Here is a 13764-nt window from a genome sequence, read left to right as displayed (position 1 = left end):
GCGCCAGCAGGCTTCAAAGGTTACTGCTGGTTTTCGCTCCAGTCATCGCTATCCGAGAGATCGCCTTCGCTCGGAATGCGCTTCTCTTCCGCCGCCCATTCACCCAGGTCTATAAGCTGACAGCGCTTACAGCAGAATGGGCGAAATGGACTTACGTCTCCCCAGACGACAGTTTTCCCACAGGTTGGGCAGTTTACGGTGGTTACGTCAGACATTGGCACTCCTTAACAACAGGCCAGTTCAAAATCGAGGCGTTCCGGCACGGTGCCATGTTCACTGTCCAGCGGCATAAAGCGGATCGCGAAACGGCTTTTATGCCCGGAAATTTGCGGGTAAAGCTGCTCTCCAAGAGACAGGTTCAGGCGCAGAAGATCGGCGTCGTCGCCGTTATCCTGATAGAAACCGTTGAGACTGGTTTGTTTGCGGAACGGGGCAGAGTTACGCACAAGATCGAGGATCAGGGATAACGTCTGATTCATCGGCTCCAGGCTGCCCAGCCAGCTGTTCACCTGGCGATTGCGCTGTTCCTGCGGCATGTGCAGCCACATATGCAGCGTTGGCAGGTCAAAGCTACAGCATCCGCCCGGTATGCTCAGGCGCTGGCGCACCAGCGCAATCAGACGATCCTCTCGTAAAAACTGGCCAACGCGCGGCGCGGCCATCAGGGTCGTGCTGCTGTTTTTCAGCTGCTTGCGTAAAGCGTCAATTCGACTTTGATCCACGCCCGGTACTTCGGCCCAGGCCTGTAATTTACGCTGCTGGCGCTCCAGCTCTTTCAACAGCTCAGTGCGGACGTCGCCGCGTTCAATCACATCCAGCAGATCGCCCACGTTGCGGAAAAAATGCAGCGCGGTGGCGTGATCGTTGACAGGCAGATGTTGTGAAAGCTGTTGAATAAGAAATTCTATGCGTAGCCAGGTACGCATTTTTTCGTTAAGCGGGTGCTCAAAAAGGATATGAGTCGACATTATGGTTTTTCCTGTGCAACGGCCTGCGCGGCGAAGGTCAGATACTGCGCGTGCAGACGAGCAACATCCGATGCAATGGCATCTGGTGCGCCGTTATTATCAATAACATCATCCGCAATGGCGAGGCGCGCTTCGCGCGTGGCCTGTGCGGCAAGAATTTGTTCAGCATGCTCGCGAGAAACATGGTCACGCGCCATGGTTCTCTGGATTTGCGTTTCGCGGGAAACGTCAATCACCAGCGTTCTGTCTGCTTTATTTTGAAGCTGATTTTCCACCAGTAACGGGACCACCCACAACACATAGGGCGAACTGGCTGCGGCAATCTGACGCTGAGTTTCCTGGTGGATAATGGGGTGGAGCAGGGCATTAAGCCAGGCTTTTTCCGCTGGATCGGAAAATATGCACTCACGCAGCTGCCGACGATTCAGGGTGCCGTCAGCCTGTATCACGGGGCGACCAAAATGCGCTTCGATGGCGTTTAAGGCGGGTGTATTGGGTTCTACCACCTGACGGGCAATGATATCGGCGTCTATAATCGTGATGCCGAGACGAGCAAACGCGTGCGCAACGGTGCTTTTACCACTACCGATGCCGCCGGTTAATGCGACGATATACCCCATTAAATCAGATCCTGGGAATTATTCAGTTTTAAAATCAGTTGCTTAAAATTCAAACTTACAACAGCCAATGTTTAGCTCTCTTTACCCGCTTTTTACCAGGTAAATTTATAGGATTGTAGCGTAAAAAAAGAGAATTTCGCAGTCTTGCGGAGCAGGTATTAGTGCGTATGATAGCGTCACTGGAGTTGTGCTTTTAATATATTTGCCTCTAACCCCAGGAATCCGCACATGCGTATCGAAGAAGATCTGAAGTTAGGTTTCAAAGACGTTCTTATCCGCCCTAAACGCTCTACACTGAAAAGTCGCTCAGACGTTGAACTCGAACGTCAATTCACCTTTAAGCATTCCGGTCAGACGTGGTCTGGCGTGCCGATTATCGCGGCCAACATGGATACCGTCGGGACCTTCGAGATGGCGACCGCACTGGCGCAATTCGACATCCTTACTGCGGTACACAAACACTACAGCGCTGAAGAGTGGGATGCGTTTGTCGCCTCCGCCTCGGCTGACGTGGTGAAGCATGTGATGGTCTCGACCGGTACCTCTGATGCAGATTTCGAGAAAACCAAACAGATCCTGAACGCCAATCCAGCGCTGAATTTTGTCTGCATTGACGTGGCAAATGGTTATTCCGAGCATTTCGTTCAGTTCGTCAGCAAGGCACGTGAGGCCTGGCCAACCAAAACCATCATCGCGGGCAACGTGGTGACCGGTGAAATGTGTGAAGAGCTGATCCTCTCCGGGGCCGACATTGTAAAAGTTGGCATTGGCCCGGGGTCCGTTTGCACCACGCGCGTGAAAACCGGTGTGGGTTATCCGCAGCTGTCTGCGGTAATTGAATGCGCTGACGCTGCACACGGTCTGGGCGGCCAAATCATCAGCGACGGTGGCTGCACTATGCCAGGTGATGTCGCGAAAGCCTTCGGCGGCGGCGCGGACTTCGTGATGCTCGGCGGCATGCTGGCAGGCCACGAAGAGAGCGGCGGTACCGTGGTGGAAGAGAACGGCGAGAAATTCATGCTGTTCTACGGAATGAGCTCTGAATCCGCGATGACCCGTCACGTGGGTGGTGTCGCAAAATACCGTGCGGCGGAAGGCAAAACCGTTAAGCTGCCACTGCGTGGTCCGGTCGAAAACACGGCGCGCGATATCCTCGGCGGTCTGCGTTCTGCCTGCACCTACGTTGGTGCTTCCCGCCTGAAAGAGCTGACGAAACGCACGACGTTTATCCGCGTTCAGGAGCAGGAAAACCGCGTATTCAATAGCCTCTGACGGCTACGGCTGGCGCGCCCGTGCGCCAGCATTACCTCGCGCTCATTGCATCCCCCAGATGGAAAATCGGCAGATACATTGCCACCACCAGCGTGCCGATAATCAGTCCCGTCACGACCAGTAGCAAAGGCTCAAGAAGCGCCGCCAGATTGTCTGCCTGCTGAAATGTCTGTTCCGTATGGTGGCGGGCCAGATTCATCAGCATGACATCCAGTGAACCCGACACTTCTCCGGTGCGAATGAGCTGAATACACAGTGGCGTAAAAACAGAGGCCTTCTGGAAGGAGGACCACACGGGCGTCCCCTGTTCGATATCGCTGCGTATCTCACGGATTTTCTCCTGCCAGTAGCCCCTCTCAACGGTCTCTTCCACACTCTCCAGTCCTTGTAAAAAGGCAATTCCGGCCTGCTGGGTTAATGACAGCACGGTAAAAATCTGCCCCAGTTTTTGCCCGCGCGTCAGCGTGCCCATCACCGGTACGTGTAACAAGACATACTGCCAGCGTGGATGCCGCCGCAGCTTACAGGCGATGACAACCATTGCCACGAGCAGGGTCAAAAGGGTGAGGATATGCGCCTGAACCAGGGCCGCCAGCCCCATGACTGCCTGCGTGAGCAAAGGGAGCGGGGTGTTGAACGTTTTGTAGATTGCAGCAAACTCAGGCAAAACCAGCGTGACCATCGCCAGCACCACGAAAACGGCCAGCGTCAGGATGATCAGCGGATAGCGCAGCGCTTTCTTCACCTTCGCACTGAGCTGCTGCTGGGATTTTTGTTGCTGCGCAAGCTGACGGCAGCAGGCTTCGAGCTTACCCGTCAGCTCACCCGTCTTCACCATTGAGACATAAAGAGGGCTAAACACCTCTGGCCATTTCTTCATGGCCTCTGACAGGGCGCAACCTTCGCTCAGGTCATCCGCAAGACTGTGCAGCAGCGCCTGCCAGTGCTGCAAAGGATGCTGTTCCGCCAGCATGTGCAGGCTTTGGGACAGCGTGAGTCCGGCCTGTAGCAGCGTGGCGAGCTGGCGAAAAATATCGTAGCAGTGCTGCACCTGCCATCGGTGGCGCTGCTGGCAGCGTTTCAGCGCCAGCGGGTGCAGCTGTTTAAGCACCAGAGCCGTGTAAGCTGCGTTACGGTCGATGGCCCAGAGGGTGCCGGTTTGCACCTCCCCCTCGGTGGTCAGGGCACGCCAGCGCCAGAGTGAATTAGCAGCCATCGGGCATTCCCAGAACGCGCAACAGCTCTTCGAGCGTGGTCAGCCCTTGCTCTACGGCCATGCAGCCATGCTCAAACAAAGAGGTCATTCCCGCCTGACGAGCGCTGGACCCAATCACCTCCGTGCTTGCTCCGCTGGCGATGGCCTGCCGCAGCGTGTCGTCGATGACGAGCACTTCAAAAATGGCTACGCGACCATAAAAACCGTGGTAGCAGCGATCGCAGCCGGTGGGTTGCCAGCGAGGAAGCGGCCGGGGCCACAGCGTGCGGGGTAATTCGGTGTGGCGGCTGGCTTCCTGTCGGCAGTACGGGCATAAACGGCGCACCAGCCGCTGGGCAATGACCATCGAGAGCGCCGATGAGATCATCCAGCGCGCGACGCCCATCTGTTGCAACCGCACCAGCGTTTCAGTCGTCGAGTTAGTATGGAGGGTGGACAGCACCAGATGCCCGGTTTGCGCCGCCTTAATGGCAATTTCTGCCGTTTCGCCGTCACGAATTTCACCCACCATAATGATGTCAGGATCCTGCCTGAGCAGGGCACGCAGCACGCTCTGGAAGGTCAGCCCCGCGCGCGGATTAATCTGCGTCTGGTTTAAGCCAGCAAGCGGGATTTCAACGGGATCTTCCACGCTGCAAATATTGACGTCAGGGGTATTTCGCGCCTGTAACGCGCTGTACAGCGTCACCGTTTTCCCGCTACCGGTCGGGCCGGTGACAAGAATCAACCCCTGAGGGCTGTTAAGCGCCCCGGCAAAACGGGCCTGCTGGTCTGCGCTCATCCCCAGCTGTTCAAGCTCCAGTGCCTGCTGTACCTGGTGAAGCAGACGAAGCACGATTTTTTCTCCACCGCTACAGGGAAGGGTTGCGATACGAAAAGAGACGGGGACGCTTGCCAGCTCCACCGTAAACTGGCCGTCCTGCGGCAGCCGGCGCTCCGCAATATCCAGTTGACCCAGCACCTTCAGGCGTGCGGCAAGCGTCGTCCCGAGGGTGGCAGAGATCGGCAGTTGCGGGTAGAGAACACCGTCGATTCGCAAACGGATTTGGTAGCCGTGCTCCGTCGGTTCAATATGGATGTCAGAAGCCCGCTGGTTTACTGCCTGCTGCAAGGTTGTACTGAGCACGTCAGCGGCTGAGTTTGGCGCTATGCCCGGCAGGTGTGATGATGAGAGGGACTGAAGCCGTTTTTCCATCCGTTCGGCCGTCCAGCACTCAATATCAATACGTTTCTGCGTGGCGAAGCGTAACGCTTCCATCAGCTCAGAGGCAGGATTACCCACTACCGCAATGCTGATCATGTCGGTGTCGCTTGCGAGTAGCAGTGCGTGATGGCGCTGACAGAGCGTCATAAGCTGTTCAGTATTCATTGTCCACTCCTGTCAGTTGTTATCGAAGCGGAAAACATCTTCACAGGCTTGTCTGAGCGCCGTGTCGGACGCAATTTTGCAGTCACGCGTCCAGCCCGTCATTCCGTTACCGTCGCTCCAGATCGGTGTCATGAGCACTTCAAGTCCGTTAAGGCTTTCCTGCCCTGTTAACGATACGACCCCCTTCGCCACGCTCATCGCTGAAACGTAACGTGTGGTTGTCGGGGAGGGGATGCCATTGGTGCCTGCGTCGCAGCGATCCACACCACCACGATCCAGGGCGCAAAGCTCAATGGCGGTGCGGTAGGGGATGAACGTTTGCAGCATATCGGTGAGCGCCGCTTTTCGCAGGTAGTTCTGATAGGCCGGAACGCCAATGGCGCTCAGGATGGCAATAATGCCAATGACCACCATTAGCTCAATCAGGGTAAATCCTTGTTGTCTGTTCATGTCTGCTCCTTACGTTAAGTGGCGCTACTGTGGCAGTGCCAGCATGCAGAAACGAGGGACAAAAGCGTAAACGTGAAGGGGCTTTCAGGGAAATGATTCAGTGTTGCAGAGAAGGACAGCGTAATTGCGAGCGGTTTCGTATTTCCCCTCTCCGGGCGGAGAGGGGAGGCTAATTTATTTGAAGCGCATCGAGAGGTCGAGGGCGCGGACGTGCTTGGTCAGGGCGCCAACGGAGATGTAATCGACGCCGGTTTCAGCAAATTCGCGGATGGTGTCGAACGTCACGTTGCCGGACACCTCAAGCTGCGCCTGGCCGTTTGTGCGTTTGACCGCTTCACGCATCTGCTCCGTGTCGAAGTTATCGAGCATGATGATGTCAGCCCCCGCTTTAATGGCCTCGTCCAGCTCCTCCAGCGTTTCCACTTCCACTTCGACCGGCACATCCGGATGTAGCCAGAAGGCTTTTTCCACGGCCTGACGCACCGAGCCAGAGGCAATAATGTGGTTCTCTTTGATCAGGAAGGCATCGGATAGCCCCAGACGATGGTTGGCGCCGCCACCGCAGAGTACCGCGTATTTCAGCGCGGTCCGCAGGCCCGGCAGGGTTTTACGGGTATCCAGCAGCTGCGTGCGGGTGCCTGCCAGCAGGTCAACGTAGCGGCGTACTTCACTGGCAACGCCAGAGAGCGTTTGCACAAAATTGAGCGCGGTGCGTTCACCGGTCAGCAAGACGCGGGACGGGCCGTCCAGCTCGAACAGTGGCTGATTCGCCGTGACCGCATCACCGTCTTCAACGTGCCATGTTACCTGCACCTCGTCGCCTGCCAGCTGGGTAAAGACCTCTTCAACCCAGCGTTTGCCGCAGAAAACCCCCGCTTCGCGGGTGATGATCACCGCATGCGAGCGTGTCTCTTTTGGCAACAATTGGGCGGTAATATCGTTATCGGCGCTGACGTCGCCGCCGAGATCTTCTTTCAGGGCATGGGCAACGCTTGCCGGGATATCACTATTAATACGTTCCAGAAGCGCGTCACGTCGGTGGTCGGGGTTATAGCGGCGAGGCGGCATGATAAAACTCCAAATTGGTAACGAATCATAATATTGAAACATGCTACTCTGAACCGAGTAACAGCACCATAGATAAGGAGTTCCAGCATGTTGTTAGAAAACGGATGGCTGGTGGACGCGCGGCATGTACCGTCGCCGCACCACGACTGCCGCCCGGAGGATGAAAAGCCCACACTGCTGGTGGTTCACAATATTAGTCTCCCGCCGGGTGAGTTTGGCGGTCCGTGGATCGATGCGTTATTCACTGGAACGATAGATCCCGATGTCCATCCCTTCTTTGCTGAGATTGCGCATCTGCGCGTATCGGCGCACTGTCTGATCCGTCGTGATGGCGAAGTGGTTCAGTATGTTCCTTTTGATAAGCGAGCCTGGCATGCCGGCGTGTCGATGTATCAGGGGCGCGAGCGGTGCAATGATTTCTCCATTGGAATTGAACTGGAAGGAACGGACACCACGCCTTACACCGATGCGCAATATGAGAAACTGGTTGCTGTAACGCAAACGTTAATCGGGCGCTATCCCGCCATTGCAGACAATATTACAGGGCACAGCGACATCGCCCCCGAAAGAAAAACCGACCCCGGCCCGGCGTTTGACTGGTCCCGGTTTCACGCCATGCTTACCACGTCGTCAGATAAGGAGATAACATGACGTTGTTTACCATGCTGCTGGTTATGATCGCTGAACGCCTGTTTAAGCTCGGCGAGCACTGGCATCTGGATCATCGGCTGGAGGTGTTATTCCGCCGCATCAGGCATTTTTCCATGCTGCGCACGCTGCTAATGGCGGCAGGCGTGATGGCGATTACGTTCCTGTTGCTGCGCTCGCTTTACGGCCTCTTTTTCAACGTGCCGCTGCTGGTGGTGTGGATCCTGCTCGGCGTGCTGTGTATTGGCGCGGGCAAGGTGCGTTTGCACTATCACGCGTATCTGAAAGCCGCTTCCCGGGATGATGCCCACGCGCGCGGCGCGATGGCGAGCGAGTTGACGATGATCCACGGCGTACCGCCGGATTGCGATGAACGCGAGTTTCTGCGGGAGCTGCAAAACGCGCTGCTGTGGATTAACTTCCGTTACTACCTGGCGCCGCTGTTCTGGTTCGTGGTGGGCGGACCCTGGGGGCCGGTACTGCTGATGGGTTATGCGTTCCTGCGCGCCTGGCAGACCTGGCTTGCCCGCTATCTTACGCCGCATGAACGTCTACAGTCCGGCATTGATGCCATCCTGCACGTGCTCGACTGGCTTCCGGTGCGTCTGGTAGGCGTGGTCTATGCCCTCATCGGTCACGGTGAAAAGGCGCTGCCCGCGTGGTTTGTCTCCCTTGCAGACCGCCATACCTCGCAGTATCAGGTTTTAACCCGACTGGCACAGTTCTCGCTGGCGCGTGAGCCGCACACGGACAAAGTCGCAACGCCAAAAGCTGCCGTCTCGATGGCGAAGAAAACATCCTTTGTGGTGGTGGTGATTGTGGCGCTGCTGACGATTTACGGCACGCTGGTCTGACCCAGCGCGCCGAAGCCGTTACGGCGTATCCGCGGGCGGGATGCCGAAGTCAGGCATCCCGTTTTCGTTCCAGCGGAGGAGTTTCAGGCGAGTATGGCGATTGGGATCGTAAAGCGGATCGCCTTCAATTTCAGTGTAGTTTCGCGCGTGGTAGACCAGCACATCTTCGCCTTCCGGCGTCTGCGTAAAGCTGTTATGGCCTGGCCCATACTGACGGTTTTCGTAGCTGGTGACAAACACCGGGCGCGGGGATTTATGCCAGTTAGCCGGGTTTTGCGGATCGGCATTCAGGTCTGCCCACAGTAATCCCATGCAGTAGTTCTCGTCGGTGGCGCTGGCGGAATAGCTGATAAACAGCTTATCGCCATGGAACAGCACCGCCGGGCCTTCGTTGACCCAGAACCCGCGGCACTCCCAGTCATATTCCGGTTTACTGAGCATCACCGGCTCGCCTTTCAGCGTCCACGGATTTTCCATTTCACACAGGTAAAGATTGGAATTACCGGAAATATCCGGGGCTTTTTGCGCCCACAGATACCAGCGTTTACCCTGATGAACAAAGGTGGTGGCATCCAGCGCGAAGGTGTCAAACGGGGTTTTGATTTGCCCTTTTTCCACCCACGTACCGGTAAGCGGATCGCGATCTGCGCATTCAATGGCAAACATGCGATGCTGGAACATCCCGAGCTGATCGAGCGCCTGGGTATGCGTGGCGGCAAAATAGATGTACCACCTGCCGTCGATATGATGCAGTTCCGGCGCCCAGATCAGCTGGCTCATCGGGCCGGTGTCGGGCTTGCGCCAGACAACCACCTCTTCGGCATCGCGTAAACCTTCCAGCGAGTCCGCGCGGCGGATCGCCAGCCGATCGTACTCCGGTACGGAGGCGATAAAGTAATATTGCCCATCGTGACGCAGGATATACGGGTCGGCGCGTTGTTCAATAAACGGGTTTTGCCAGGTTTGCATTCGGCTTTCCTTATTTAGTCTCAGCGGCTTTGAGTTCCTGATAATCGTTCAGCTCGCGATAGTTGGTGCGACGCTTTTCCAGATCGGACTGGATCTGCTTCATGGTCTCACGGTCCACTTTCAGCAGACGTACTACGCCCGCGGTAATTAAGTATCCAATGCCGGGAATGACGGTAAACAGCAGCACGATGCCGTTAATGGCGTCCGCGCTCTGCGCTTTTGCGCCCGCGTCGTAGCCGTACCAGGAGAGCAGGAAGCCGACCATTGCCCCGGCAATCGCCAGACCCAGTTTCAGGAAGAAGATGTTGCCGGAGAAGCTGATCCCGGTGATGCGTTTCCCGGTTTTCCATTCACCGTAGTCGTCCACGTCGGCCATCAGGGACCAGTGCAGCGGGGATGGGATCTGGTGCAGGATGTTCAGCAGGACGTAGAGCACGACAATGGTTGTCGTCGCTTTCGGGTCGAAGAAGTAGAAGGCGCAGGAGAAAATCGCCAGCACGATGTTGGTCCAGAAGAAGACCTTCAGCTTACACCAGCGGTCGGTCAGCACTTTCGCCAGCATACTGCCGAACATCATGCCGACCACGCCCAGGCTGATAAACAGCGTGGCGAAATGGGTGCTTTGCCCCATGACCCAGGTAACGTAATACATGGTGGCCGCCATGCGGATAAAGCCAGGGCAGACGTTGCACAGCGTTAACAGCAGGATCCGCACCCACTGGTCATTCTTCCACACGTCTTTCAGGTCGTTTTTCAGTTCGTCATGAGTTTGCACCGCCGGACGCACGCGCTCGCGCACGGTGGCGAAGCAGAACAGGAACATACAGGTTCCAATCAGCGCCAGCACGGTCATTGCCATCTGGTAGCCTTTGGCTTTGTTATCCCCACCGAACCAGTCGGCCATCGGCAGGAGCGTTAGCGACAGCAGCAGCGTGGCGATACCAACCATAACAAAACGGTAGGACTGGCAGGCAACGCGCTCCTTCGGGTCGTTGGTGATCACGCCGCCGAGCGAACAGTACGGAATGTTGATGGCGGTATAGGTCAGCGACAGCAGGAAGTAGGTGACAAAGGCATAGATAACTTTGCTGTTATAGCTCCAGTCAGGCGTGGTAAACATCAGGATGCTGAACAGCGCGTAGGGGAAGGCAATCCACAGCAGCCATGGACGAAACCGGCCATATTTGCTGCGGGTACGGTCGGCAATCGCGCCCATAATTGGGTCCGTGACGGCATCAATGACGCGTACGGACAGGAGTAAAACGCCAACCAGTGCAGGAGCCAGACCAAAAATATCCGTATAAAAGTAGTTAACAAATAACATGATGGCGCCAAAGATAATGTTGCATCCGGCGTCACCCATGCCATAGCCGATCTTTTCTTTTACTGACAGTTTGTTGTTATTCATCGACAGCTCTCCGGGTTTCGGTATGGAGAGAATTATTCGCTGGCAAACGAATATATGCGTTGCAATATAAAGGCGGTGATATGGAGGATTTTGCTGTGGGCGCGAATTTGTGAGGAAGGTAACAAGACGCTGTACCCGCAACCGCGAGTACAGCGAGAAAACACTTAGTGCGCTTTCACCGTTTTGGCATTTTTCTGTTTCACCATATAACCCACGCCGAGGATCGCAATCCAGACCGGGATCAGGTAGACGGAAATCGCCATGCCTGGGGTGATGAGCATGATGACCAGCACAGCTGCCATGAACAGCAGGCAAACCCAGTTCCCCAGCGGATAGAGCAGGGCAGGGAAGCGCGTGGTTACGCCCTGCTGGTGCTTGGCGCGGCGGAACTTGATGTGCGCGAGGCTAATCATCGCCCAGTTAATCACCAGCGCGGAAACCACCAGCGCCATCAGCAGACCGAAGGCAGATTCCGGTGCCAGGTAGTTAATCAGAACGCACAGCGCCGTCACGACCGCCGACACGATGATGGTATTAACCGGTACGCCACGCTTATCAACGGTAAGCAGCGCTTTCGGTGCGTTGCCCTGTTGCGCCAGGCCGAACAGCATACGGCTGTTGCAGTAAACGCAGCTGTTATAAACGGAGAGCGCGGCGGTCAGCACCACGACGTTGAGCGCGTTCGCCACGAAGGTGTCGCCCAGCTCGTGGAAGATGAGCACAAACGGGCTGGTATCCGCCGTCACGCGCGTCCATGGCAGCAGGGAGAGCAGGACCGCCAGGGAGCCCACATAGAAGATCAGAATACGGTAGATAACCTGGTTTGTGGCTTTCGGGATGCTCTGCTCCGGGTTGTCGGCTTCCGCGGCGGTGATGCCCACCAGCTCCAGACCGCCGAAGGAGAACATGATTATTGCCATCATCATCACCAGACCGGTCATGCCGTGCGGCAGGAACCCGCCTTGCTCCCAAAGGTTGCGCACGGTGGCCTGCGGACCGCCGTTGCCGCTGAACAGCAGCCAGCCGCCGAAGATGATCATCGCTACAACGGCAATCACTTTGATGATGGCAAACCAGAACTCCATCTCACCAAACACTTTTACGTTGGTCAGGTTAATGGCATTGATAATGACGAAGAAGGCCGCCGCAGACGCCCAGGTGGGGATCTCCGGGTACCAGAACTGAATGTATTTCCCAACGGCGGTCAGCTCGGCCATGGCAACCAGAACGTACAGAACCCAGTAGTTCCACCCCGAGGCGAAACCTGCGAAGCTGCCCCAGTATTTATAGGCGAAGTGGCTGAATGAGCCTGCGACCGGCTCCTCAACAACCATTTCACCTAACTGGCGCATAATCAGAAATGCAATAAAACCCGCAATCGCGTACCCCAGAATAATGCCCGGACCGGCCGACTGGATAACCGATGCACTGCCCAGAAACAGGCCAGTACCAATAGCACCGCCCAGGGCGATGAGCTGTATATGGCGGTTTTTAAGGCCGCGCTTTAGCTGATCGCCATGCTGTTGAGCTTCCATTTGAAACCTCGTGTGTGGTTGTTATGTTCACGCTGTGCGTGTGTAATTATGAAAGTCCATATTCTGTATTTATTTCTTTACGGTTAACGATACCGAAAAAAGCGGAGATGGCTTCCGTTAGCGCAAGAATAGTGGTAAGTGCCAGCGAATGCACCTGCTTTATGAAGGGATGAAGACGACTTGAATAAAAAGAAACCAATTGTAAATCGGTACGTTAACCCCTCATACCCCAACCTATAGAATAGAAATGCGTCAGAAGAGGGCGAATTTTCATTTTTTGCTTTGTTGAATCGCTTCAGATTGCAAAAACCCTCGTTTCATTATGGTTAAAACTGCCTCTTTGGTAGTAACCATTTCATTTGTGCAAAGTTACATTCCTGAAACGTTAGTTCTGTAAGGTTGTTAAAATGTGCCGGGTTTACTGATTTCAATCAAAACCAATATGGACAGAAGGTGAATACTTTGTTACTTTAGCGATACGAACATGAAATTGGTAAGACCAATTGACTCCGGGCAAAAAGGCGTAAGACAGGGAATATGGCCTACAGCAAAATTCGCCAACCAAAACTTTCCGATGTGATTGAGCAGCAGCTGGAGTTTTTGATTCTCGAAGGGACACTGCGCCCGGGCGAGAAACTCCCGCCAGAACGCGAGCTGGCAAAACAGTTCGACGTTTCACGCCCCTCTCTGCGTGAGGCGATTCAACGTCTCGAAGCAAAGGGCCTGTTGCTCCGTCGCCAGGGTGGCGGAACCTTTGTGCAAAACAGCCTGTGGCAGAGCTTCAGCGACCCGCTGGTAGAACTTCTCTCTGACCACCCAGAATCCCAGTTTGATCTGCTTGAGACCCGTCACGCGCTGGAAGGTATCGCGGCTTATTACGCCGCCCTTCGCAGCACTGATGAAGACCGCGTACGTATTCGCGAGCTGCATCAGGCCATTGAACGGGCACAGCAGTCCGGCGATTTAGACGCCGAGTCCAATGCCGTCGTCCAGTATCAAATTGCCGTCACCGAAGCGGCGCACAACGTGGTGCTCCTCCATCTGCTACGCTGCATGGAGCCGATGCTGGCCCAGAACGTTCGTCAGAATTTTGAATTGTTGTATGCCCGTCGGGAGATGCTCCCGCTGGTAAGCAACCATCGCACCCGAGTATTCGAGGCGATAATGGCCGGGGAACCGGAGCAGGCGCGCGAAGCGTCGCACCGCCATCTGGCTTTCATTGAGGAAATCTTGCTGGACCGCAGCCGTGAACAATCGCGTCGCGAACGTTCATTACGCCGCATACAGCAACGAAAGGATTAAGCGCCAGGTACTTTTAGAGCGCGGCAACTAAACGCAGAACCTGTCTTATTGTGTTTTCTGGCGAAAATACAATGGGACAGGTTCC

General features: G+C 55.6%; 14 protein-coding genes. 4 read left to right on the top strand and 10 right to left on the bottom strand.

Features of this window, described 5'->3' with window-relative positions:
- Window positions 1-20: 20 nt before the first annotated feature.
- The 3 genes from yacG to coaE are packed head-to-tail and all read right to left on the bottom strand — an operon-like array spanning window position 21 to window position 1588.
- Complete coding sequence (gene yacG / locus SK54_RS19675) at window positions 21-215, bottom strand: DNA gyrase inhibitor YacG (protein WP_015572675.1); 195 nt, start codon at window positions 213-215, stop codon at window positions 21-23.
- 9 nt (window positions 216-224) lie between these two features.
- Entirely contained in the window at window positions 225-968 is a 744-nt protein-coding gene (gene zapD, locus SK54_RS19670; protein ID WP_032103180.1) for a cell division protein ZapD, read from the bottom strand.
- A complete protein-coding gene (coaE, locus tag SK54_RS19665; RefSeq protein ID WP_032103181.1) occupies window positions 968-1588 on the bottom strand; it encodes a dephospho-CoA kinase in 621 nt (206 codons plus the stop codon). Before coaE ends, zapD begins: the two co-directional genes overlap by 1 nt.
- Before the next feature lie 228 nt (window positions 1589-1816).
- Here coaE and SK54_RS19660 point away from each other — a divergent pair, with 228 nt between their 5' ends.
- Window positions 1817-2860, top strand: coding sequence for a GMP reductase (locus tag SK54_RS19660; protein WP_017383777.1), 1044 nt, complete (start codon window positions 1817-1819; stop codon window positions 2858-2860).
- A 31-nt stretch (window positions 2861-2891) separates the two neighbouring features.
- Here the strand turns inward: SK54_RS19660 and hofC are convergent, their stop codons facing one another.
- The 4 genes from hofC to nadC form a co-directional block, all read right to left on the bottom strand.
- Window positions 2892-4076: a protein transport protein HofC gene (gene hofC, locus SK54_RS19655; protein WP_048247820.1), complete on the bottom strand. Its 1185-nt coding sequence runs from the start codon at window positions 4074-4076 to the stop codon at window positions 2892-2894.
- A complete protein-coding gene (gene gspE / locus SK54_RS19650; protein ID WP_048247818.1) occupies window positions 4066-5445 on the bottom strand; it encodes a type II secretion system protein GspE in 1380 nt (459 codons plus the stop codon). The genes hofC and gspE overlap by 11 nt, the downstream gene beginning before the upstream one ends.
- A gap of 12 nt (window positions 5446-5457) precedes the next feature.
- Window positions 5458-5895, bottom strand: coding sequence for a prepilin peptidase-dependent pilin (ppdD, locus tag SK54_RS19645; protein WP_017383774.1), 438 nt, complete (start codon window positions 5893-5895; stop codon window positions 5458-5460).
- Between the two features lie 174 nt (window positions 5896-6069).
- Entirely contained in the window at window positions 6070-6963 is an 894-nt protein-coding gene (nadC, locus tag SK54_RS19640) for a carboxylating nicotinate-nucleotide diphosphorylase (protein ID WP_015572681.1), read from the bottom strand.
- 87 nt (window positions 6964-7050) lie between these two features.
- Between nadC and ampD the strand changes: the two genes are divergently transcribed.
- Window positions 7051-7614, top strand: coding sequence for a 1,6-anhydro-N-acetylmuramyl-L-alanine amidase AmpD (gene ampD / locus SK54_RS19635; RefSeq protein WP_023295921.1), 564 nt, complete (start codon window positions 7051-7053; stop codon window positions 7612-7614).
- A complete protein-coding gene (gene ampE / locus SK54_RS19630; RefSeq protein WP_003856320.1) occupies window positions 7611-8465 on the top strand; it encodes a beta-lactamase regulator AmpE in 855 nt (284 codons plus the stop codon). Before ampD ends, ampE begins: the two co-directional genes overlap by 4 nt.
- Before the next feature lie 18 nt (window positions 8466-8483).
- Here ampE and SK54_RS19625 read toward each other — a convergent pair whose 3' ends face one another.
- The 3 genes from SK54_RS19625 to aroP form a co-directional block, all read right to left on the bottom strand.
- Window positions 8484-9434, bottom strand: coding sequence for a glycoside hydrolase family 43 protein (locus SK54_RS19625; protein WP_048247816.1), 951 nt, complete (start codon window positions 9432-9434; stop codon window positions 8484-8486).
- A 10-nt stretch (window positions 9435-9444) separates the two neighbouring features.
- Window positions 9445-10842: a glycoside-pentoside-hexuronide (GPH):cation symporter gene (locus tag SK54_RS19620; RefSeq protein ID WP_017383771.1), complete on the bottom strand. Its 1398-nt coding sequence runs from the start codon at window positions 10840-10842 to the stop codon at window positions 9445-9447.
- A gap of 164 nt (window positions 10843-11006) precedes the next feature.
- Window positions 11007-12377 (bottom strand): aromatic amino acid transporter AroP, encoded by a 1371-nt coding sequence (gene aroP, locus SK54_RS19615; protein WP_015572685.1) that lies wholly within the window; start codon window positions 12375-12377, stop codon window positions 11007-11009.
- A gap of 537 nt (window positions 12378-12914) precedes the next feature.
- Here aroP and pdhR point away from each other — a divergent pair.
- Complete coding sequence (pdhR, locus tag SK54_RS19605) at window positions 12915-13679, top strand: pyruvate dehydrogenase complex transcriptional repressor PdhR (protein ID WP_015572686.1); 765 nt, start codon at window positions 12915-12917, stop codon at window positions 13677-13679.
- Window positions 13680-13764: the final 85 nt, after the last annotated feature.

This window comes from Enterobacter sp. MGH120 (assembly GCF_001037725.1).
Taxonomy (GTDB): Bacteria; Pseudomonadota; Gammaproteobacteria; order Enterobacterales; family Enterobacteriaceae; genus Enterobacter; species Enterobacter hormaechei_C.
This window is presented reverse-complemented; position numbering and strand designations above follow the sequence as displayed.